This window comes from Bacillus sp. A260, from assembly GCF_009861435.1.
GTDB lineage: Bacteria > Bacillota > Bacilli > Bacillales > Bacillaceae_G > Bacillus_A > Bacillus_A cereus.
In genome coordinates this window covers 4,781,944-4,801,131 of record NZ_CP046398.1, presented here as the reverse complement: position 1 = coordinate 4,801,131, position 19,188 = coordinate 4,781,944, and the positions used below count along the sequence as shown (strand labels likewise).

Here is a 19,188-nt window from a genome sequence, read left to right as displayed (position 1 = left end):
GGATGTTTCAAATGAAAAAATTGTTACTTACGGCACTTATTTCAACTTCAATTTTTGGATTAGCTGCTTGTGGCGGGAAAGATAAAGATGAAAAGAAACTTGTTGTGGGTGCTTCTAACGTACCGCACGCTGTTATTTTAGAAAAGGCAAAACCGTTACTTGAGAAAAAAGGAATTGAGTTAGAAATTAAAAAATTCCAAGACTACGTATTACCAAATAAATCGTTAGCGGATAAGGATTTAGATGCAAACTACTTCCAGCACATTCCGTATTTAGAAAAAGAAATTAAAGATAAAAAATATGACTTTGAAGTAGCAGGAAAAATTCATTTAGAACCAATTGGTGTGTACTCTCAAAAGTATAAGAGCTTAAAAGAGCTTCCGGACGGAGCGACAATTATTATGAGTAATTCAGTTGCTGACCATGGACGTGGTTTAGCAATTTTACAAAAAGAAGGTATTTTAAAAATTAAAGACGGAATAGATCCAGTTAAAGCAACTCCAAAAGATATTGCAGATAATCCGAAAAATCTAAAATTCAAAACGGATATCGAGCCTGGTTTATTGCCACAAGTGTATAACAATAAAGAAGGCGACGCTGTTTTAATTAACTCTAACTATGCAATTGATGCAAAGTTAAATCCGGAAAAAGATGCAATTGCAATTGAAGGAAATGATTCACCATACGCAAACATAGTAGCTGTTCGTAAAGGCGATAAAGATAAGAAAGAGATTAAAGCTCTTGTAGAAGTATTGCATTCTAAAGAAATTGAAGACTTCATTAATAAAGAATATAAAGGGGCAGTTGTTCCTGTAAAAGAATAATTGCTGAAAAGGGCTGGTGTATGCCGGCTCTTTTTATAACTACATAACCATTGGGGAGAAGGGGAAATCATATGAAAAAGGTTCTACTGTCAGTTGTTACAGCGTTGTCTGTATTTACATTAGCTGCTTGCGGAGGAAAAGAGGAGAATAAGCTTGTTGTGGGAGCTTCTAACGTGCCACACGCTGTTATTTTAGAAAAGGCACAGCCGATATTAGAGAAAAAGGGTATTAAATTAGAAATTAAAAAATTCCAAGATTATGTGTTGCCGAATAAGGCTTTAGCGGATAAAGAAATTGATGCGAACTACTTCCAGCACATTCCTTACTTAGATAAAGAAATTCAAGAAAAGGGATATAAAATTGTAAACGCAGGAAAAATCCATTTAGAACCTATGGGCATTTATTCTAAGAAATATAAAAGCTTAAAAGACCTACCAGATGGTGGAACAGTGATTATGAGTAATAACGTAGCGGAGCGTGGCCGCATGCTAGCACTGTTACAAAAAGGCGGCGTTATTAAATTAAAAGACGGAGTAGATGTTGTTAAAGCAACAGTAAAAGATGTTGTAGAAAACCCGAAAAACTTAAAATTTAAAACAGATGTTGAACCTGGACTTTCACCGAAATTGTATGAAAATAATGAGGGAGATGCTTTATTTATTAATTCAAACTATGCAATTGATGCAAAATTAAATCCAACAAAGGATGCAATTGCGATTGAAGGATCAGACTCTCCGTATGCAAACATCATTGCAGTTCGTAAAGGTGATGAGAAGAAAAAAGAAATTAAAGAGCTAGTAGAAGTGCTACATTCAAAAGAAATTCAAGATTTTATTAATAAAGAATATAAAGGTGCTGTACTTCCGGTAAGTGAATAAATATAAGGAAAGGGCTGGAAAATTACCAGTCCTTTTTTCTTTATATAAATAAGAAGAAAGGTGTATCATAGAAAGATGTGAAGGAAATACTTATATACATTTGTGAAAAAACGGTTACTTTTTTTCGTCGTTTGCGATATCATTTTATTTGATATAAAATTAGAATGAGAATAAAATGAGAATATGAACGTTTTAGGAATTTTTAAAATGTATATATAGGATTAATGGAGGTATTGAGATGGCTGGTTCTACATTAACGGTTAAAGACTTACACGTATCAATTGATGGCAAAGAAATTTTAAAGGGTGTAAACCTTGAAGTAAAAGGTGGAGAAATCCACGCAATTATGGGACCTAACGGAACAGGTAAATCAACTTTATCTTCTGCAATTATGGGTCACCCAAAGTATGAAGTAACAGAAGGTAGCATCATCATCGACGGTGAAGATGTATTAGAAATGGAAGTAGACGAGCGCGCACAAGCGGGTCTATTCCTAGCAATGCAATATCCAAGTGAAATTAGCGGAGTAACAAACGCTGACTTCTTACGTTCTGCAATTAATGCACGTCGTGAAGAAGGCGATGAAATTTCTCTTATGAAATTTATCCGTACATTAGATAAAAACATGGAATTCCTAGAAATGGATCCAGAAATGGCACAACGTTACTTAAACGAAGGTTTCTCTGGTGGAGAGAAAAAACGTAACGAAATTCTTCAATTAATGATGATTGAGCCAAAAATCGCAATCTTAGATGAAATTGACTCAGGTCTTGATATCGATGCATTAAAAGTTGTATCTAAAGGTATTAACGAAATGCGCGGCGAAGAGTTCGGTTGCCTAATGATTACGCATTACCAACGTTTATTAAACTACATCACTCCAGACTTCGTTCACGTTATGATGAACGGTCGTATCGTTAAATCTGGTGGCCCTGAGCTTGCACAACGTCTAGAAGCTGAAGGTTACGACTGGATTAAAAAAGAATTAGGTATTGAAGACGAAACAACAGAGCAAGAAGCGTAAGAGAGGAGCATAAACATGACAATCGGTACATTACCTTTCGATCAAGAAACAATCCGTCAACGCGCAAGCGAAGTAAACGAAGCAGCTTGGTTGACTGAGTTCCGCTTACAAGCTCTTGCACAAGCAACTGAACTTCCAATGCCAACGCCTGATAAAACGAAAATTGAAAAATGGGACTTTATCGGAAAAGGCGACGCTGCTAAGCAAGAGCCTGTAAGTTCTTTAACTGAACTTCCAGAAGCAGTGAAAAACTTAATCGATGAAAATAACAGCGTATTAGTACAACGCACTGGTACAACTGCGTTCGTTTCTTTAGCAGACGAAGCAAAAGAAAAAGGTGTTATTTTCACAGACATCGTAACAGCTGCAACTGAGCATGCTGAACTAGTACAAAAGTACTTAATGAAAGACGGCGTGAAAGTAGACGAGCATCGTCTAACTGCACTTCATGCTGCATTAATCAACGGCGGTGCATTCGTATATGTTCCGAAAAACGTTGTTCTTGAAACTCCACTTCAAGCTGTATTCTTAGTAGACGGCGAAGAAGCTAACGTATATAACCACGTATTATTCGTAGCTGATGCGAACAGTACTGCAACTTATGTAGAAAACTATGTTGCAAATGAAAATGCTAAAGGTATTGCAAATATCGTGGCAGAAGTAATCGTGGAACAAGGCGCACAAGTGAAATTCGGTGCGGTTGATCTATTAGCAAAAGACGTAACAACTTACGTTAACCGCCGCGGCGTTGTAGGACGCGACGGCCGTATTGATTGGGCTCTAGGCCTTATGAATGACGGAAACACAATTTCAGAGAATGTTACCAACTTAATGGGCGACGGTTCATATGCTGATACGAAAACAGTAACAATTGGCCGTGGTAACCAAACACAAAACTTTACAACTAAAGTTGTTCACTTCGGTAAACACTCTGAAGGTTGGATTTTAAAACACGGTGTACAAAAAGATAGTGCAACATCTATCTTTAACGGAATTGGTAAGATTGAACACGGTGCATCTAAATCAAATGCACAACAATCTTCTCGCGTTCTTATGTTAGATGAAAAAGCACGCGGTGATGCAAACCCAATTCTTTTAATCGACGAAGATGATGTAATGGCAGGTCACGCAGCTTCAGTAGGTCGCGTAGATCCAGTCCAACTATACTACTTGATGAGCCGTGGTATTCCAAAACGCGAAGCAGAACGTTTAGTCATCCATGGATTCTTAGCACCTGTAGTTAATGAGCTTCCAATTGAAGGAGTAAAGGCACAGCTTGTTGAGGTAATTGAAAGGAAAGTTCGCTAATGAATATTCATGAAATACGCAAACAGTTTCCAATTCTTGATCAAAAAGTGAACGGCAAACAACTTGTTTATTTCGATAGTGCAGCAACTTCTCAAAAACCAATTCAAGTCATTGAAACGTTAGAACGTTACTATAAAGAATATAATTCTAACGTGCATCGCGGTGTTCATACGCTCGGTACGAAAGCTACCGACGCGTATGAAGGTGCACGTGAGAAAGTTCGCAAGTTTATTAACGCGAAATCAATGGAAGAGATTATTTTCACACGCGGAACGACAACTGCATTAAATACAGTAGCAGCTAGCTATGGTCTTGAAAATGTAAAAGAGGGCGATGAAATCGTTATTTCTTACATGGAGCACCATAGTAATATCATTCCGTGGCAACAAGTTGCGAAGAAAACTGGTGCAACTTTAAAATATCTTCCGCTTCAACCAGACGGTACAATTTCTTTAGAAGATGTTCGTCAAACAGTTACACCGAATACAAAAATCGTTTCTATTATGCAAGTATCAAACGTACTTGGAACGATTAACCCTGTAAAAGAAATCGGAGCAATCGCACACGAAAATGGCGCAATTATGGTCGTTGATGGTGCACAAAGTACACCTCACATGAAAGTGGATGTACAAGATTTAAACTGTGATTTCTACGCATTATCTGCTCATAAGATGTGCGGACCTACAGGTATCGGCGTATTATATGGTAAAAAAGAATTGCTGAACAATATGGAGCCAATTGAATTTGGCGGTGAAATGATTGATTTCGTAGATTTACAAGAATCTACGTGGAAAGAGCTTCCGTGGAAGTTTGAAGCAGGTACACCGATTATCGGTAATGCAATCGGACTTGGTGCAGCAATTGATTTCCTAGAAGAAATCGGTCTTGATAATATTGAAAAGCATGAGCATGAATTAGCGCAATACGCTTTAGAAAGACTATCAGAAGTAGATGGCGTTACAATTTATGGTCCAAAGCATCGCGCTGGTCTTGTTACATTTAATATTGAAGACGTACATCCTCACGATGTAGCGACTGTATTAGATGTAGAAGGCATTGCAGTTCGCGCAGGACATCACTGTGCACAACCGCTTATGAAGTGGTTAAAAGCTTCTTCAACAGCACGTGCGAGCTTCTATTTATATAATACAAAAGAAGAAATTGATACATTTGTTGAATCGCTAATCAAGACAAAGGAGTATTTCACAAATGTCATTTAATAATTTAGATACGTTATATCGTCAAGTTATTATGGATCATTACAAAAATCCTCGTAACCATGGCGTGTTAGAAGATAGTGTTACCGTTAACTTGAACAATCCAACTTGCGGCGATCGTATTCAACTTACGATGAAAGTAGAAGAAGGTATTGTGCAAGAGGCGAAGTTTGAAGGTGAAGGATGTTCAATCTCAATGTCTTCAGCTTCAATGATGACACAAGCAGTAAAAGGTAAGAAAATTGAAGAAGCACTTCAGCTTTCGAAAATTTTCTCTGACATGATGCTAGGAAAAGAGTACGATGACAGCATCGATTTAGGAGATATTGAAGCATTACAAGGCGTATGCAAGTTCCCTGCACGTATTAAATGTGCAACATTAGCGTGGAAAGCGTTAGAAAAGGGCTTAAACGAAGATAAGTAATGTTAAAGGTTCCTAAAAACGAGGTTATCTAAGGAGGGACACACCAACATGGCGAAGCAACTGCCAGATATCGGCGATTATAAATATGGTTTCAAAGACAAAGACGTTTCGATTTTCCGTGCTGGACGCGGTTTAACAAAAGAGATCGTTGAAGAAATTTCACGTATGAAAGAAGAACCACAGTGGATGTTAGACTTCCGTTTAAAATCACTGGATAAGTTCTACGAAATGCCAATGCCACAATGGGGCGGCGACTTAAACGACTTAGATTTCGATGAAATTACGTACTACGTAAAACCATCTGAGAAATCTGAGAAGTCTTGGGATGAAGTACCTGATGAAATTAAAGCAACATTTGATAAATTAGGTATTCCAGAAGCTGAGCAAAAATATTTAGCTGGTGTATCTGCACAGTACGAATCTGAAGTTGTATACCACAACATGAAAGAAGACCTAGAAGCTCTAGGAATCGTCTTCAAAGATACAGATAGCGCATTAAAAGAGAACGAAGATATTTTCCGTGAGCATTTCGGAAAAGTAATCCCACCAACAGACAACAAATTCTCTGCATTAAACTCTGCAGTTTGGTCTGGTGGATCATTCATCTACGTTCCAAAAGGTGTTAAAGTTGATACACCACTTCAAGCGTATTTCCGTATTAACTCTGAAAATATGGGACAATTCGAGCGTACGCTTATCATCGTAGACGAAGGCGCACACGTACACTACGTAGAAGGTTGTACAGCACCTGTTTACACGACTAACTCACTTCACAGTGCGGTAGTAGAAATCATCATTAAGAAAGATGCATATTGCCGTTATACAACAATCCAAAACTGGGCGAACAACGTATACAACCTAGTTACAAAACGTGCGGTTTGTGAAGAAAACGCAACGATGGAATGGATTGACGGTAACATCGGATCTAAATTAACGATGAAATACCCAGCAGTTATCTTAAAAGGCGAAGGCGCTCGTGGTTTAACATTATCTATCGCGATTGCTGGTAAAGGCCAACACCAAGATGCTGGTGCGAAAATGATTCACTTAGCACCAAACACGTCTTCAACAATCGTTTCTAAATCGATTGCGAAGCATGGTGGTAAAGTAACTTACCGTGGTATCGTACACTTCGGACCAAAAGCGAAAAACTCTCGCTCTAACATCGAGTGTGACACGTTAATCATGGATAACCAATCTACATCTGATACAATTCCTTATAACGAAATCAAAAACGATTACGTTTCACTTGAGCACGAAGCGAAAGTATCGAAAGTATCAGAAGAACAATTATTCTACCTAATGAGCCGCGGTATTTCTGAGCAAGAAGCTACAGAAATGATCGTAATGGGCTTCATCGAGCCATTCACTCGCGAACTTCCAATGGAATACGCAGTTGAAATGAACCGCCTAATCAAGTTTGAGATGGAAGGTTCTATCGGTTAAATAGAAATGCGGAGCCGACTGTTCAGACCCGTTGGCTAAGGTTCTTTCGCACAGAAGACGCTTTTTATCTTCTCGTGCGGAAGGTTCTTAGACATGAGGGTCTAGGAGGCGAAGCTGGACATATTTAAAGTGGAAGCGGCTCGTTCAGAATGTGAGGGGGATGGAGCTTCTGACGTAGAGGCGCTTTTTGCCTCATAGGAAGAAGTGAAGCCACCGAACATTCTAGCCGCTGGAACTGGATAATATATGTATGAAGAAAGCGTCCTGCTGTGCAGGGCGCTTTTTTGTTTTGCGGATTTGTCTTGGCTTGGGAGAGGATACCCGGGTGGGTGTTCAGCTAAATATATCAACGATTTTTCAAATATATCGATCATAAACGGGAATATATCAACGATTATTTCAATATATCAACGTTTCGACAAGGAATATCGATTTGTCGACAAGATAAGACAAAAGAAAATCCTCACATACCCCAAATATTTTATAAGAACAGAGAACGACTAGGTTTAAGACAAAGATACTGACAAATCCACTTGAACAACCACCCACTGAATTCTCTATTAAACTTTTTGACAAATCCACCCCTCCCTCCACTATCTGGAATTATTTCCTGCATTAGCAAAAGTTTCTCATATAAAAAGGACAATCTTTTGCTTTTTCTCACAATGCGAGTACAATGTAAAATAGCAAGAAAAGACGAAAAGTATTTACAGGATTATTGTGTGCGCATAGCGTAAATGGCAGTAAGGAACTGAGAGGAGGTTTTTTCTCTGAATACAAATAAAGAAACAATCATCCACCTTTATCATACAAACGATATACATAGTCATTTTGAAAATTGGCCGCAAATTTCTCGGTTTGTTCTAGGGGAGAAAAAGCGAAGACAGGAAGCGGGAGAGACTGTTTTGACGATTGATATCGGCGATCATGTGGATCGTTTTCATAGTATTTCGGAAGCGACAAATGGGCTTGGGAATACGAAGCTTTTAAATGAGGCGTTATATGATTATGTGACGATCGGAAATAATGAAGGCATTACGTTAGCGAAAGAGCATTTAAATCGGCTCTATGATGATGCTGGATTTGAAGTACTTGTCGCAAATTTATTTGAAAAAGAAGGTGTACGTCCATCATGGGCAAAGCCTTATAAATTACATACAACGACAGATGGGATTACGATTGCTTTTATCGGGTTAACTGTTGCGTATCCAGAGTTTTATCAAATGCTCGATTGGCATATTGAAGATCCGCTTATCCATTTAGAGTCTATTTTAGAAGAAGTGAGAGATGAGGCACATATTACAGTTGTCCTTTCTCACCTTGGAAAAAGTATGGATGAGTATATGGCAGAGCATTATGATATAGATGTTATTTTAGGGGCACATACGCATCATTTATTTGAGCGTGGTGTTCTAATGAATAATACTTTACTTTGTTGCTGTGAAAAGTGGGGACGTTACGTTGGGCACGTGCAGCTTACTGTGGATAAAGAGACGAAGAAGCTGTTGAAAAAGGACGGTAGAGCGATTAAGACGGAACGGTTAGGTGCTTATAGCGAGCCGTTATCCACAATTGAAATACTGCAGGAAGAAAGTAAGCATATAATGGCAGAGCCTGTCGTTCATTTAAAAGAGTCATTACAGGTTGATTGGTTTCATGAGACGCCGTTTTCTCATATGTTAGCAAGTGCGCTGAAAACATGGTGCGGTGCAGAAATTGGCATGGTGAATGCTGGTGTACTTCTTGAAGGGTTAGAAGAGGGTGTCGTAACGCGCGGAGATATTCACAGAATTTGTCCACATCCAATTAATCCGTGTGCTTTGAAAGTTCCAGGAAAGATATTAAGAGAAGTTATTTTGAAAGCACGTAAGCCGAATATGGAGAATCTTGAGGTGAAAGGATTCGGATTTCGTGGGAAAGTGATGGGGAAAATGATTTACGCGGGTGTAGAAGTAATTCCAGATACGATTCCTGGAAATAAAATTTTACTCGAAGATGTATTAATTAACGGGGAATCGCTGGAATTAGATCGTATATATACAGTAGGAACGATTGATATGTTTACATTTGGCTACTTATACCCAGAGCTATCCACACTTTCTGACAAACAATATTATATGCCAGAACTACTTAGAGATGTGTTAACAGATATGTTAATAACTTATAAATCTTCCGTTAAACTATAGGCTAGTTAACTTGTAACACTCATTTTTCTCTTGTCATACAGATAAGAAAGAGAGGAGTGTGAACTATGGTTAATGTGGAGCCAATTATAATTGATAATTATACGTTTATTGCGGTTAGCGTGAAACTTCCAAAGACAAATTTGCTAGCTGTAATGAGCGATAAAGGATATATTATGTGTGGTGCATTAGATGTAGGTCTTTTAAATGAGAAGTTAGGTGATCGAGGAATTATTGCTGGCCGTGCGGTTGGTGTAAGAACGATTGAACAACTTCTTGAAGCGCCGCTAGAATCGGTAACGACTGGAGCTGAAGCATTAGGCATTCCAGCAGGAACGATTGGAAAAGAAGCATTATTAAAAATGAGATAAGCATATATCGTCCCTCCTTCTTGCATAGAAATGATATAAGAAGGAGGTTTTTTTTATGAGTATATTTCGCTCGAAAAACTCGCGGTTTCGAAGGGGACCTATTGCCTTTCGGTATATACTGCTTATGTCGTTTATTCTTTTTGTTATATTACTTACGCAAGGGTTGTGGATTGTGAATAATAATATTCAGCCGACCTTAATTAAATATGGGGAAGTAGAGACGCATAAAATGGCGACGGCAATTATGACGAAGGCAGTAAAGGATCGAATTAATGAAGGATTCGATGTAGATTCATTAATGAAAGTACAGAATGATAAAAACGGAAAAGTATCTACAATTAATTTAAATACAAAGCAAGTAAATGAAATCGTAACGTCAACGACCACGTACATAGAAAAATATTTGCAGCAAGTAGAACAAGGGAAGTTGAAGGAGCTAGGTATTTCTGAAAAAAACGGGGCGACTATGGCAGTTCCTTTTGGGCGTGTAACTGATAATGCGCTTCTTGGTAATATAGGACCAGATATTCCGATTCATTTCACGCCAATTGGGCATGTGAATACAGATATTAAACAAAAAATTGAGCCGCATGGGATTAATACTACAGCGATTCAAATTGTTATGGAAATGGAAGTAACATTGCAAGTAATTATTCCATTTCATACGAAAGAGATAACGGTGAAACAAAATGTTCCGATTGCGACGCGTATCGTTCAAGGGGAAGTGCCTACGTATTATGGAAGTGGAAGTGTTGCTGTACCTGATAAAAAGAAAACAGATAGTTAGTTGTAAATAAAGTGAAACCCGGATCAGCCAGGCTTTTAATGGATAAAAAATAACCGTAGCAATGCAGCTACGGTTATCGTTTTGTATTTGCTCGTTCTTTGCGTTCCCAAAGGCTTAAATGCATGTATGGATCGAAGGCCCATTCTGTATAGCCATTGTCTTTATATATGCCAAAATGTAAGTGGGGCGGAAATTTTCCGGCTGTACCAGGAGGTCCATAACCAGTGCTACCAACAAATCCGATTACTTTCCCTGGCTCAACAATTTGTCCAAGCTGTATTTCTTTTGAGAACCCGCCTAAATGAGCGTAATAATGGTAATTGTTATGAAGGTCGCGAATACCAATGCGCCATCCACCAAGGCGGTTCCAACCTTTCGTTTCAATAATGCCATAGCAAGTCGATCTTACTGGCACGCCATATCCGGCGAAAATATCTGTTCCTTCATGAATCCTTCTGCCGCCAAAACTTCTTCCAGCGCCGAAAGTACTACGGTAGCTATGGTCACTACGGATCGGAAGAGGAAAAGCATTTCCCTCTAAATTAATACGGCCATAATGTTTATAAATTTGGGCATATTCGCTAATTAAATCAACTGTTTTTGCACGTCTATAATATTCCCAGAGCATAATTTTAATACGGTCTTCTGACGTTCCTTGTTTCCTTAAAATAGTCGCTGCGGTATGCAGAAGATCACGGTCGCTATTTGCATTTGCAAATCCATCTTTGTCACCATCTAAACCTATTCCGCCAAATAGAGAAATTGTATGGGGGAGAGTATCGTTACTATTAATAGGTCCAGCCCATATTTCTGGTTTGAAATAAAGGGAAATGATGGCATCTGGTTTTTTCGGAATATCTTTTCTTACGCTCCGTATATTTCTTTCATATTGATCCATTGCAGCTAAGTAATACCATGGAATGCCTGAAGACTGCTCGGTTTCTTTATATAGTGCCATGCGCTTTTCGTATATGCTTTGCTGATTATCTTCACCGTAAGCGATGTTTTGGTGGAGAAGAAAACAAATAGAAAGCAAAAGAGAAATTTTTCGAAGCATGAAATAGACTCCTTTCACAACATCACTCTTTTTAGTGTGGGATATACGGAGTATTTCATTATAGGGAACGATTGGAAAAAATCTTAGAATCTTCATTTGAGCAAATCGCTTTCATACGTTAGAATAGATATGTTACATTGAAAGAAGCGAACACGGTAAACTATTTCATATTGTGCGGAGTTGATAACCATGACAAAACAAACAGAATATAAGCGCAAGCCCGAATGGTTGAAAATTAAGTTAAACACGAATGAAAACTATACAGGCTTAAAGAAAATGATGCGTTCTAAGAATCTTCATACCGTTTGTGAAGAGGCAAAATGTCCGAATATTCATGAATGCTGGGCTGTAAGAAAAACAGCAACATTTATGATTTTAGGTGCGGTTTGTACACGTGCTTGTCGTTTTTGTGCGGTTAAAACAGGCTTACCAACTGAGCTTGATTTACAAGAACCAGAACGCGTAGCAGATTCAGTAGTACAAATGGGCTTAAAGCACGTTGTTATAACAGCGGTTGCACGTGATGATTTAAAGGACGGGGGAGCAGCTGTTTTTGCTGAAACAGTACGCGCAGTACGTCGTAAAAACCCATTCACGTCTATCGAAGTATTACCATCTGATATGGGTGGAGTAGAAGAAAACTTAAAAATGTTAATGGATGCAAAACCAGATATTTTAAACCATAACATTGAAACAGTACGTCGATTATCTGACCGAGTTCGCGCTAGAGCAAAATATGAACGTTCATTAGAGTTTTTACGTCGAGCGAAAGAAATGCAGCCTGATATTCCAACTAAATCGAGCATTATGGTGGGCTTAGGTGAAACGAGAGAAGATTTAATTGAAGCAATGGATGACTTACGTGCAAACAATGTGGATATTTTAACTCTTGGGCAATACCTACAACCATCTAAGAAGCATTTACCAGTTCTTAAATATTACCCACCAGCAGAATTTGCAGAGCTTAAAGAAATTGCACTTAGCAAAGGATTTAGCCACTGTGAAGCTGGCCCACTTGTGCGTTCTTCTTACCATGCGGACGAGCAAGTACGTTCTGCAAAAGAAAAAACAGCAGAAGCTAAATAATGAAAAAAAGAGAGCTAATGATTAGCTCTCTTTTTGTTTGTACTCTAAAACGGTATTTGGACATGTTAATAAAATCTTTTTTAATTCTTCTGTGGATAATTCAATTGTAAATTCAGGAACACCAGGTGTAATTAAAATTTTATCGTACGTATAAATAGCGTTATCCACAATAATTGTTACATCGTGTGAATATCCGAAAGGAGCCACACATCCCGGCGTACAACCAGTTTTGTCTCGCAGTTCATCAGGAGAACAGAGAGATAAGCGTTCTCCTGATAGTTCTTTCATCTCTCCCCGGTTGAGCCTTGTGCCCTCTAACGTAAAAAATACGTAATAATCTCCAGACTTTGATTTTAAAAATAAGCTTTTACTTGGAGTGCCTTGTAAGCCAAGTCTCTCGCGTACGATCCGATCGGTCTCATAATCGAGTACTGGTTCGTGTTCGAATTTTTCATAAGAAACATTTGTTTTATGTAGTAAAGCAAGTACGTCTTCGTACATATGAAATGATACCCCTTTCTATTGTTAGAACAGTCTCTTCTCGTGGCGTCAACTGAATGTTTTGGAAAGGGATATTACTTGGACGATGCTTCCCATAAGCGTTTTATGATACATTGTTCGTCGATTGTAATTTCGTAAATATCAGGATTCGTTAGAGTTCTCCATTCATTAAAGCCAATCGTATGATCAAAATGCTTTAAAATGAGCGTAAGTAAATTGCCATGTGTAACAAGTAGTGTTGTCGTATGGTTTAATTGTAAAACGTCTTGAATAAGCGATAGGGCCCGGTCTGTTGCTTGTTTTGTTGACTCTCCGCTTGAAAAGGCAATATCTATATTTGTAAAAGTAGATTCTAGTTTTTGCATCCAATCATCCATTGGAATGTTGCTCAATATGCGTTCAGTTAATCGTTCATCTTCTTGGATAGATAAGTTAGCTTGGAGCGCATAGGGCCGAATGGAATCGATAGCTCGGACAAATGGGCTTGAAATAATATGATCGATTTGTAGATGATTTTCTAAGAGGAATGTAGCAAGGGTGTTTGCTTGGTCTTTTCCATCGGTCGTTAATTCATCATCACGTTTTTGCCCAATTGCTGAACAATGTCGTATTACAATAATTTTCTTCATAATTCATCCCCATCTTTCAAGTTGACGCTATATACTTCGACAAATGTAGAAATAATTCCTTTTTATTGGAAACAGCATATTGATTTAAATATGTGGAAAAGTAATGTGGATAATGAACATTTGAGGTGCAATCATGAATAAAATGATATGTATTGTATTTAGTCTTTGTTTTTTTATACACTTGTCCACAACTTATGCAGAGTCGAATCAAAAACTAAATTATCCAAGCAATCGAAATAAGTCATTTGTGAGTGAGGATGTTTTTTATAAACAGTTAGATAAGAAAATCTATAAAGAATACAATAATGCAGCATATAGTGTTCGGAAAAAAATCTTATTTAAAGAAGTGGCTGATGAGGAATTTTCTTTCCTACGAAAAACAACCATGGGTTGTCGGAGTAGTGTGATGCTTCAAGATTTTTTTGTTCATCCTGATCGCCAAGTTTATTTTTTCGCTTCCTTTTCTCAAAATGAAGTAGAAGAGTTTCATAAGTACATCGTTATAGATGCAGAAACAAAGAGGGAGCTGCAAGAAGGAAAAAGCTATCACCATTGCGACAATCCATAAAAAATAACCCACCAATCGGTGGGTTATTTTTTACTCCGGCACACTCATTAATTTCGCTTTCATCTTGCGAATAAGAACGACAGCCCCAATTGTGAAGAGAAGTGTAATTCCTTCGGCAACGAAGATGTTGATTGTTTTTGTTTGGTAAAGTGCCGCGAAAAAGTCTACAAATGCGTGGAATAGTATAGCGTATACTAGGAAGATATATTTCTTCTGTTTGACTGCGTATAAAACAAGCATTGTAAAGGCGATTTGAAGCACGAGTGCCATAATTCTTTCTAAGCTACCAAGGAAGTATAAGTAGGCAGGTTGCTGAATTAACATGTCCTGTAAAATGCTAAGCTCGGGTTTTTGTTCAATCAGTCGAGCGAAGCTACCATCGTTAATAGAATTAGCAAAGATTAATGCTTGTAATGCAGAAAAACCGCCAATTAAAATAGATTCAATTCCGCCGTGACCAATTCCATAAGCGAAGCCATCTTTATATTCTAGATATTTTTTTAGTAAGAAGAAGAAGGCAACGAAGCGTCCTAATTCTTCAAAAATACCAGCAGTCAATCCGCCATAAATTGCGAAGACAAACGGATTTTCTAAAAATGGAGCGATTGTTGGATTACCGCGCATAAATAGGTGGAATGGTGTTTCAAGAATTTGGGTGAATCCGATAAAGATAAGAACACCAACGCCGACCACTTTCCAATTCATATTATATTTTTTACGGAAATAAACGAGTACGATAATTGGGACCAGAATCGAGACAATGAGTTGAAAAATGATGCTGGCAATTACAGTATTTGAAACCATACTTTCACCGCTTTCTAATATATGTACATATCTATTATGCATGAAATAGGGGAGAGATGAAACTTTTAGAAAGAAAATGAATTTACTTATTGACTCTAACGTTGCGTCATACTTTATCGTATGTACTAAGGGGGAGATACAAATGACAATGAGAGTAAAAGAAGTAGCTGATTTAGTTGGAATTAGTGTGCGCACACTGCATCATTACGATGAAATTGGGTTGTTAACCCCAGACGAGACGACAGAGTCTGGATATCGTCTGTATTCCAATGAAAATTTAGAGACATTGCAGCAAATTTTGTTTTTTAAAGAGCTTGGCTTCCCTTTGAAGAAAATTAAAGAGATTATCATGAGTCCATCATTTGATCGCGAAGAGGCACTACAGCTTCATAAGAAGATGCTTCTTGAAAAGCGTGCCAGATTAGATAAGGTGATTGCGACGATTGATAAAACAATTCAGCATACAAAAGGAGAGATTGAAATGACGAATAAAGAGAAATTTGAAGGATTCGATTTCAGCCATAACCCATATGAAGAAGAAGCACGTGAAAAATGGGGAGACGCAGCTGTAGATAAAGCGAACGAATACGCAAAAGGTATGTCAAAAGAGAACCAAGAGGAGTTTAATGCTATTTATAGAAATTTAGCAACGCTTAGACACGATGCACCAGATTCTAAAGAGGCGCAGGCAGCTATTAAAGTATGGTACGATTACTTGCAAAACTTCGGTGAATATTCGTTAGATGCTTTTAAAGGACTCGGTCAAATGTACGTCGCTGATGAGCGCTTTACGAAAAATATCGATAAGTTTGGTGAGGGATTAGCGCAGTTTATGTGTGATGCGATGGAGGGTTATGCGGATCGTAATAAAAAATAAAAAGTAAAACAGGTGGAGATTTTCTCCACCTGTTTTACTTTTTAATCATATCATTCAAAGTCTGATCTCCCGTATTGTTCAAATGAGGATTTTTACTCATTTCTCGTTTTAACATATCGAGGCTTTGTGTATATTCTGTATCATTTAATGCGCCAGATTGAAGCCCTTGAATTTGAGAAATCAACTTTTGGTCTGTTGATACATATGCTTTATAATAGCGAGGAACGATGGACAAAGCAGCTCTATATACTTGATCCGCTACGAGTTTTGGATCCGTTGTGTTTGCACGGTATACAACGAACACTTCATCATCAGTAACGAGTGTAGCAGCGTTTGTAACGTCAGGAAGTTTGACTGTCATGCTTGTAATCATTTCAGCGACCTTCTCGCGATTAATGGCCCCTACTTGTTTGTTAGATACTTCATGCTTTTGTTTAGAAGAATAACCGACTCTTGTGAGTCTTGTATTTGTATTTTCCGTATGATACATGTCGTTTTTATTGGAAACAAGAACACGGCTTCCTTCTTCACGTTCCATTTCAGCTTTGTTCGCTGATTGGCAGCCTGCAAATAAGGAAAGAGTGAGAAGGGAAAGTAAAATTTGTTTTTTCACGATGTATCACCTCCTTCTCCATAGCATGTACTAATTTGCAATTTTTTGTATTTGAAATTGTTGGTTGTTATGCTTTGTGATACGATAAAAAGAAGAATGCTTAGAGAGGAAGTTAATGATGGAGCAAAAGCAAGAGATTCATGCTACGGTGAGCATTAATAATGTTCAGTACGAAGTAATTAAAAACTTTCGTGACGGTTTTAGTGAAGAAGCATTTAAAGAGCGCTATGCAGAAATTTTAAATAAATATGATTACATCGTTGGGGACTGGGGATATGAGCAACTTAGATTGCGCGGATTCTTTGATGATAGTAACCAACGTGCGACATATGATACGAAAATTAGTACGTTAACGGAGTATTTATACGAGTACTGTAACTTCGGTTGCGCACATTTTGTATTACGAAAAGTGAAGAAATAAAAAAATCCTCTTACAATTGTAAGAGGATTTTTTGCATATTTTTGCTTACAAACAAATCGAGATATGATCGCCTTCAGAAAGTATTGTATTTGGCTTCATTTGTTGTCCGTTTAATTGAATATCCCCATTTTTAATTTTATCCACAATGCGTGTACGGCTCCAGTCGGAAATATATGTGGATAAGGCTTTATCGATGCGGTGGGAACCGAAAACAATATCTAATACGATCGTGATTTCGGTTATGCCGCTTTCTTGATGTTGCGTAATGGAAATGGTAGTAGTTGTTTCTGGCTGATCCTGCTGCGTCATATCGACTGTTTCAACGTGATCAGTAAATGCTTTATAAATACGAAGTTTTTGATTCCACGTATGGTCTTTCGGACATTTATAAATGGCAAAGCGGTATATGTTTTTTCCGTTGGCGTTATGCCTACGAATATTTGTGTCGGTAAATAGGGTAGTACGTCTGCAATTTTTACAATATTTTTCGATTGTGTTTTGCTCGTTTTCATATAAACTCCAAGAAAGTTGTACTTTCTGCATTTTCCTTCACCTCTTATAGTAGTGGTAAAGGAACGTAATACAGCTATTTGGATGTCTTGTAGTATGAAGGCATGAGAAAAAGACAAGAATAAAAGGAGGTCCCCAAAGAGGAACCTCCGTAAACATCATACTACAGATGTAATACGCTCCTTTGTAATGGGAATGGGCAGACTACTCCCTTGAAAAAGCACGGTGCTTTTTTGAGAGTAATGCTATCCAATTGCTGGTCCATTACAAAGTAGTTGTTGGCATACGTATATAACGTCCTTTCTATCCAAATAGATTTATTCTTAATTATAACACAAAAGATTGAAAATTCTAAATACTAATGATGAAAAAACACCAGCTAAAATAGCTGGTGCATACGATAAATTATATAAGTTCAAATAAAAATGAGCGTAGTTCTTCTGCAATTTCTTCAGTCATAGAAAATGCATGCTCTAAGTAGCCTGGTTCGTTTAAATCGTCAGCACCGATGATTGCAAATTTATTGCGTTGCATATCAAGGACAATTGTTTTACCGTAATGACGATCGGAGTATAATAGCGCTAAATCGTGACGCTCATTTTCTCCCATAAAGCTAACGAAACGAGTTTTTGTAGCGACAGTATCGTCGTACAGAAAGAAACGTTCTTCCATACACATGGCTCCTTTATTAAATATCTAAGTTTAAGTGTGGTTTATGATCTAAATGGTGATGCGTTTTAATGAATCGTACTGTTCTTGTTTTGTAACGCATTACGATAGAGTATGTTTCAGCTAAATCTCCGCCAAGGAATTTAACACCGTCTAATAACTCACCAGCAGATACACCAGTTGCTGAGAAGATTGCATCATCCCCAGATACTAAGTCATCTAACATAAGAAGTTGACGAGGATCTTCTAATCCCATTTCACGACAACGAGCTTCTTCTTCTTCGTTCATTGGAACTAAGCGAGCTTGCATTTCACCTTCAAGGCACTTTAATGCTGCTGCAGAAATAACACCTTCTGGAGCTCCGCCAATACCTACGAATAAGTCGATACCCGTTCCAGGTAGTGCTGTTGCGATTGACGCACCAACATCACCGTCACCAAATAATTTTACGCGTGCACCTTTTGCACGAACACGGTCAATAATATCTTGATGACGTTCACGTTCTTGAACGATAACTGTTAGATCGCGAATCTTTTTATTGTTAGCTTCTGCTACAATTTCAATTGTTTTTTCAATTGGATCATCTAAGCTAATTTTACCAGCTGCTTTTGGACCAACCGCGATTTTTTCCATGTACATATCAGGAGCATGAAGAAGGTTCCCTTTGTCTGCGATTGCAATAACTGCCATTGCATTTGCAAGACCTTTTGCAACGATGTTTGTACCTTCTAATGGATCAACGGCGATGTCTACTTCTGGACCGTTACCTGTTCCTAGTTCTTCACCAATATACAACATCGGTGCTTCATCAAGTTCTCCTTCACCAATTACAACTGTACCTGCCATGTTTACTGAATCGAACATATCACGCATTGCTGTAGTTGCTGCATCATCTGCTTCATTTTTCTTTCCGCGGCCCATCCACTGTGCGGATGCTAAGGCAGCTGCTTCTGTTACACGGACAATTTCTAGTGCGAGTTCACGTTCCAA

General features: G+C 38.1%; 22 protein-coding genes. 14 read left to right on the top strand and 8 right to left on the bottom strand.

From position 1 onward, the window contains the following. Positions 1-11: 11 nt before the first annotated feature. The 10 genes from metQ (GD442_RS24475) (at position 12) to yunB (ending at position 10,462) form a co-directional block, all read left to right on the top strand. Positions 12-824 carry a methionine ABC transporter substrate-binding lipoprotein MetQ gene (gene metQ / locus GD442_RS24475; protein ID WP_000735099.1) on the top strand — a complete coding sequence of 271 codons (813 nt, stop codon included), beginning with the start codon at positions 12-14 and terminating at the stop codon, positions 822-824. Between the two features lie 71 nt (positions 825-895). Continuing rightward, positions 896-1,702 carry a methionine ABC transporter substrate-binding lipoprotein MetQ gene (gene metQ / locus GD442_RS24470; RefSeq protein WP_000757013.1) on the top strand — a complete coding sequence of 269 codons (807 nt, stop codon included), beginning with the start codon at positions 896-898 and terminating at the stop codon, positions 1,700-1,702. A 238-nt stretch (positions 1,703-1,940) separates the two neighbouring features. Further along, positions 1,941-2,726, top strand: coding sequence for a Fe-S cluster assembly ATPase SufC (sufC, locus tag GD442_RS24465; RefSeq protein WP_000929160.1), 786 nt, complete (start codon positions 1,941-1,943; stop codon positions 2,724-2,726). Between the two features lie 15 nt (positions 2,727-2,741). Further along, the gene (sufD, locus tag GD442_RS24460; RefSeq protein WP_000152184.1) at positions 2,742-4,034 is read left to right on the top strand and encodes a Fe-S cluster assembly protein SufD; all 1,293 of its coding nucleotides are present in this window, start codon (positions 2,742-2,744) and stop codon (positions 4,032-4,034) included. Beyond that, entirely contained in the window at positions 4,034-5,254 is a 1,221-nt protein-coding gene (gene sufS / locus GD442_RS24455) for a cysteine desulfurase SufS (protein ID WP_001020767.1), read from the top strand. The genes sufD and sufS overlap by 1 nt, the downstream gene beginning before the upstream one ends. Next, positions 5,244-5,675 carry a Fe-S cluster assembly sulfur transfer protein SufU gene (sufU, locus tag GD442_RS24450; RefSeq protein ID WP_000009523.1) on the top strand — a complete coding sequence of 144 codons (432 nt, stop codon included), beginning with the start codon at positions 5,244-5,246 and terminating at the stop codon, positions 5,673-5,675. The genes sufS and sufU overlap by 11 nt, the downstream gene beginning before the upstream one ends. 48 nt (positions 5,676-5,723) lie before the next feature. Beyond that, positions 5,724-7,121 (top strand): Fe-S cluster assembly protein SufB, encoded by a 1,398-nt coding sequence (sufB, locus tag GD442_RS24445; protein ID WP_001118827.1) that lies wholly within the window; start codon positions 5,724-5,726, stop codon positions 7,119-7,121. Positions 7,122-7,891: 770 nt separating this feature from the next. Continuing rightward, complete coding sequence (locus GD442_RS24440; RefSeq protein WP_217364359.1) at positions 7,892-9,307, top strand: bifunctional metallophosphatase/5'-nucleotidase; 1,416 nt, start codon at positions 7,892-7,894, stop codon at positions 9,305-9,307. A 65-nt stretch (positions 9,308-9,372) separates the two neighbouring features. Further along, the gene (locus GD442_RS24435) at positions 9,373-9,675 is read left to right on the top strand and encodes a YunC family protein (protein WP_000248466.1); all 303 of its coding nucleotides are present in this window, start codon (positions 9,373-9,375) and stop codon (positions 9,673-9,675) included. A gap of 55 nt (positions 9,676-9,730) precedes the next feature. Next, positions 9,731-10,462, top strand: a complete 732-nt coding sequence (gene yunB / locus GD442_RS24430; protein ID WP_000021803.1) for a sporulation protein YunB — start codon at positions 9,731-9,733, stop codon at positions 10,460-10,462. A 73-nt stretch (positions 10,463-10,535) separates the two neighbouring features. On the opposite strand, the gene GD442_RS24425 is transcribed toward yunB, so the two are convergent. Further along, positions 10,536-11,519 carry a M23 family metallopeptidase gene (locus GD442_RS24425; RefSeq protein WP_000944663.1) on the bottom strand — a complete coding sequence of 328 codons (984 nt, stop codon included), beginning with the start codon at positions 11,517-11,519 and terminating at the stop codon, positions 10,536-10,538. 189 nt (positions 11,520-11,708) lie between these two features. Here GD442_RS24425 and lipA point away from each other — a divergent pair, with 189 nt between their 5' ends. After that, complete coding sequence (gene lipA / locus GD442_RS24420; protein ID WP_000166372.1) at positions 11,709-12,605, top strand: lipoyl synthase; 897 nt, start codon at positions 11,709-11,711, stop codon at positions 12,603-12,605. 21 nt (positions 12,606-12,626) lie between these two features. Here lipA and GD442_RS24415 read toward each other — a convergent pair whose 3' ends face one another. Both GD442_RS24415 and GD442_RS24410 read right to left on the bottom strand, forming a co-directional pair. Then, positions 12,627-13,106, bottom strand: a complete 480-nt coding sequence (locus GD442_RS24415) for a YbaK/EbsC family protein (RefSeq protein ID WP_000272746.1) — start codon at positions 13,104-13,106, stop codon at positions 12,627-12,629. A gap of 74 nt (positions 13,107-13,180) precedes the next feature. Continuing rightward, positions 13,181-13,735 (bottom strand): histidine phosphatase family protein, encoded by a 555-nt coding sequence (locus GD442_RS24410; protein WP_159365222.1) that lies wholly within the window; start codon positions 13,733-13,735, stop codon positions 13,181-13,183. A 133-nt stretch (positions 13,736-13,868) separates the two neighbouring features. On the opposite strand from GD442_RS24410, the gene GD442_RS24405 reads away from it, so the two are divergent. Next, entirely contained in the window at positions 13,869-14,303 is a 435-nt protein-coding gene (locus GD442_RS24405) for a hypothetical protein (protein WP_001038435.1), read from the top strand. Positions 14,304-14,333: 30 nt separating this feature from the next. Here GD442_RS24405 and GD442_RS24400 read toward each other — a convergent pair whose 3' ends face one another. Further along, on the bottom strand, positions 14,334-15,149 hold the full coding sequence (locus GD442_RS24400) for a YhfC family intramembrane metalloprotease (RefSeq protein WP_002164635.1): 816 nt from the start codon (positions 15,147-15,149) through the stop codon (positions 14,334-14,336). Positions 15,150-15,249: 100 nt separating this feature from the next. Between GD442_RS24400 and GD442_RS24395 the strand changes: the two genes are divergently transcribed. Continuing rightward, complete coding sequence (locus GD442_RS24395; RefSeq protein WP_102956705.1) at positions 15,250-15,984, top strand: MerR family transcriptional regulator; 735 nt, start codon at positions 15,250-15,252, stop codon at positions 15,982-15,984. A gap of 34 nt (positions 15,985-16,018) precedes the next feature. Here the strand turns inward: GD442_RS24395 and GD442_RS24390 are convergent, their stop codons facing one another. Beyond that, positions 16,019-16,597: a YhcN/YlaJ family sporulation lipoprotein gene (locus tag GD442_RS24390; RefSeq protein ID WP_000744132.1), complete on the bottom strand. Its 579-nt coding sequence runs from the start codon at positions 16,595-16,597 to the stop codon at positions 16,019-16,021. A gap of 118 nt (positions 16,598-16,715) precedes the next feature. Here GD442_RS24390 and GD442_RS24385 point away from each other — a divergent pair, with 118 nt between their 5' ends. Then, positions 16,716-17,018, top strand: a complete 303-nt coding sequence (locus GD442_RS24385; protein ID WP_000435943.1) for a YutD family protein — start codon at positions 16,716-16,718, stop codon at positions 17,016-17,018. A 45-nt stretch (positions 17,019-17,063) separates the two neighbouring features. Here GD442_RS24385 and GD442_RS24380 read toward each other — a convergent pair whose 3' ends face one another. The 3 genes from GD442_RS24380 to glpX all read right to left on the bottom strand — a co-directional run bounded on the left by GD442_RS24380 (position 17,064) and on the right by glpX (position 19,188). Then, positions 17,064-17,561 (bottom strand): hypothetical protein, encoded by a 498-nt coding sequence (locus tag GD442_RS24380; protein WP_001174567.1) that lies wholly within the window; start codon positions 17,559-17,561, stop codon positions 17,064-17,066. A gap of 372 nt (positions 17,562-17,933) precedes the next feature. Continuing rightward, on the bottom strand, positions 17,934-18,200 hold the full coding sequence (locus GD442_RS24375; protein WP_000392606.1) for a DUF3055 domain-containing protein: 267 nt from the start codon (positions 18,198-18,200) through the stop codon (positions 17,934-17,936). 16 nt (positions 18,201-18,216) lie between these two features. Next, positions 18,217-19,188, bottom strand: coding sequence for a class II fructose-bisphosphatase (gene glpX / locus GD442_RS24370; protein ID WP_000439090.1), 972 nt, complete (start codon positions 19,186-19,188; stop codon positions 18,217-18,219).

Excerpts from the sequence above, each read along its gene's own strand:
- sufU (WP_000009523.1), top strand. The coding sequence starts at position 5,244 with ATGTCATTTAATAATTTAGATACGTTATATCGTCAAGTTATTATGGAT.
- GD442_RS24395 (WP_102956705.1), top strand. The coding sequence starts at position 15,250 with ATGACAATGAGAGTAAAAGAAGTAGCTGATTTAGTTGGAATTAGTGTG.
- GD442_RS24435 (WP_000248466.1), top strand. The coding sequence starts at position 9,373 with ATGGTTAATGTGGAGCCAATTATAATTGATAATTATACGTTTATTGCG.
- GD442_RS24375 (WP_000392606.1), bottom strand. The coding sequence starts at position 18,200 with ATGGAAGAACGTTTCTTTCTGTACGACGATACTGTCGCTACAAAAACT.
- GD442_RS24380 (WP_001174567.1), bottom strand. The coding sequence starts at position 17,561 with ATGCAGAAAGTACAACTTTCTTGGAGTTTATATGAAAACGAGCAAAAC.
- sufB (WP_001118827.1), top strand. The coding sequence starts at position 5,724 with ATGGCGAAGCAACTGCCAGATATCGGCGATTATAAATATGGTTTCAAA.
- lipA (WP_000166372.1), top strand. The coding sequence starts at position 11,709 with ATGACAAAACAAACAGAATATAAGCGCAAGCCCGAATGGTTGAAAATT.
- sufS (WP_001020767.1), top strand. The coding sequence starts at position 4,034 with ATGAATATTCATGAAATACGCAAACAGTTTCCAATTCTTGATCAAAAA.
- GD442_RS24385 (WP_000435943.1), top strand. The coding sequence starts at position 16,716 with ATGGAGCAAAAGCAAGAGATTCATGCTACGGTGAGCATTAATAATGTT.
- metQ (WP_000735099.1), top strand. The coding sequence starts at position 12 with ATGAAAAAATTGTTACTTACGGCACTTATTTCAACTTCAATTTTTGGA.
- GD442_RS24415 (WP_000272746.1), bottom strand. The coding sequence starts at position 13,106 with ATGTACGAAGACGTACTTGCTTTACTACATAAAACAAATGTTTCTTAT.
- GD442_RS24410 (WP_159365222.1), bottom strand. The coding sequence starts at position 13,735 with ATGAAGAAAATTATTGTAATACGACATTGTTCAGCAATTGGGCAAAAA.
- GD442_RS24425 (WP_000944663.1), bottom strand. The coding sequence starts at position 11,519 with ATGCTTCGAAAAATTTCTCTTTTGCTTTCTATTTGTTTTCTTCTCCAC.
- GD442_RS24400 (WP_002164635.1), bottom strand. The coding sequence starts at position 15,149 with ATGCATAATAGATATGTACATATATTAGAAAGCGGTGAAAGTATGGTT.
- sufC (WP_000929160.1), top strand. The coding sequence starts at position 1,941 with ATGGCTGGTTCTACATTAACGGTTAAAGACTTACACGTATCAATTGAT.
- yunB (WP_000021803.1), top strand. The coding sequence starts at position 9,731 with ATGAGTATATTTCGCTCGAAAAACTCGCGGTTTCGAAGGGGACCTATT.
- metQ (WP_000757013.1), top strand. The coding sequence starts at position 896 with ATGAAAAAGGTTCTACTGTCAGTTGTTACAGCGTTGTCTGTATTTACA.
- sufD (WP_000152184.1), top strand. The coding sequence starts at position 2,742 with ATGACAATCGGTACATTACCTTTCGATCAAGAAACAATCCGTCAACGC.
- GD442_RS24405 (WP_001038435.1), top strand. The coding sequence starts at position 13,869 with ATGAATAAAATGATATGTATTGTATTTAGTCTTTGTTTTTTTATACAC.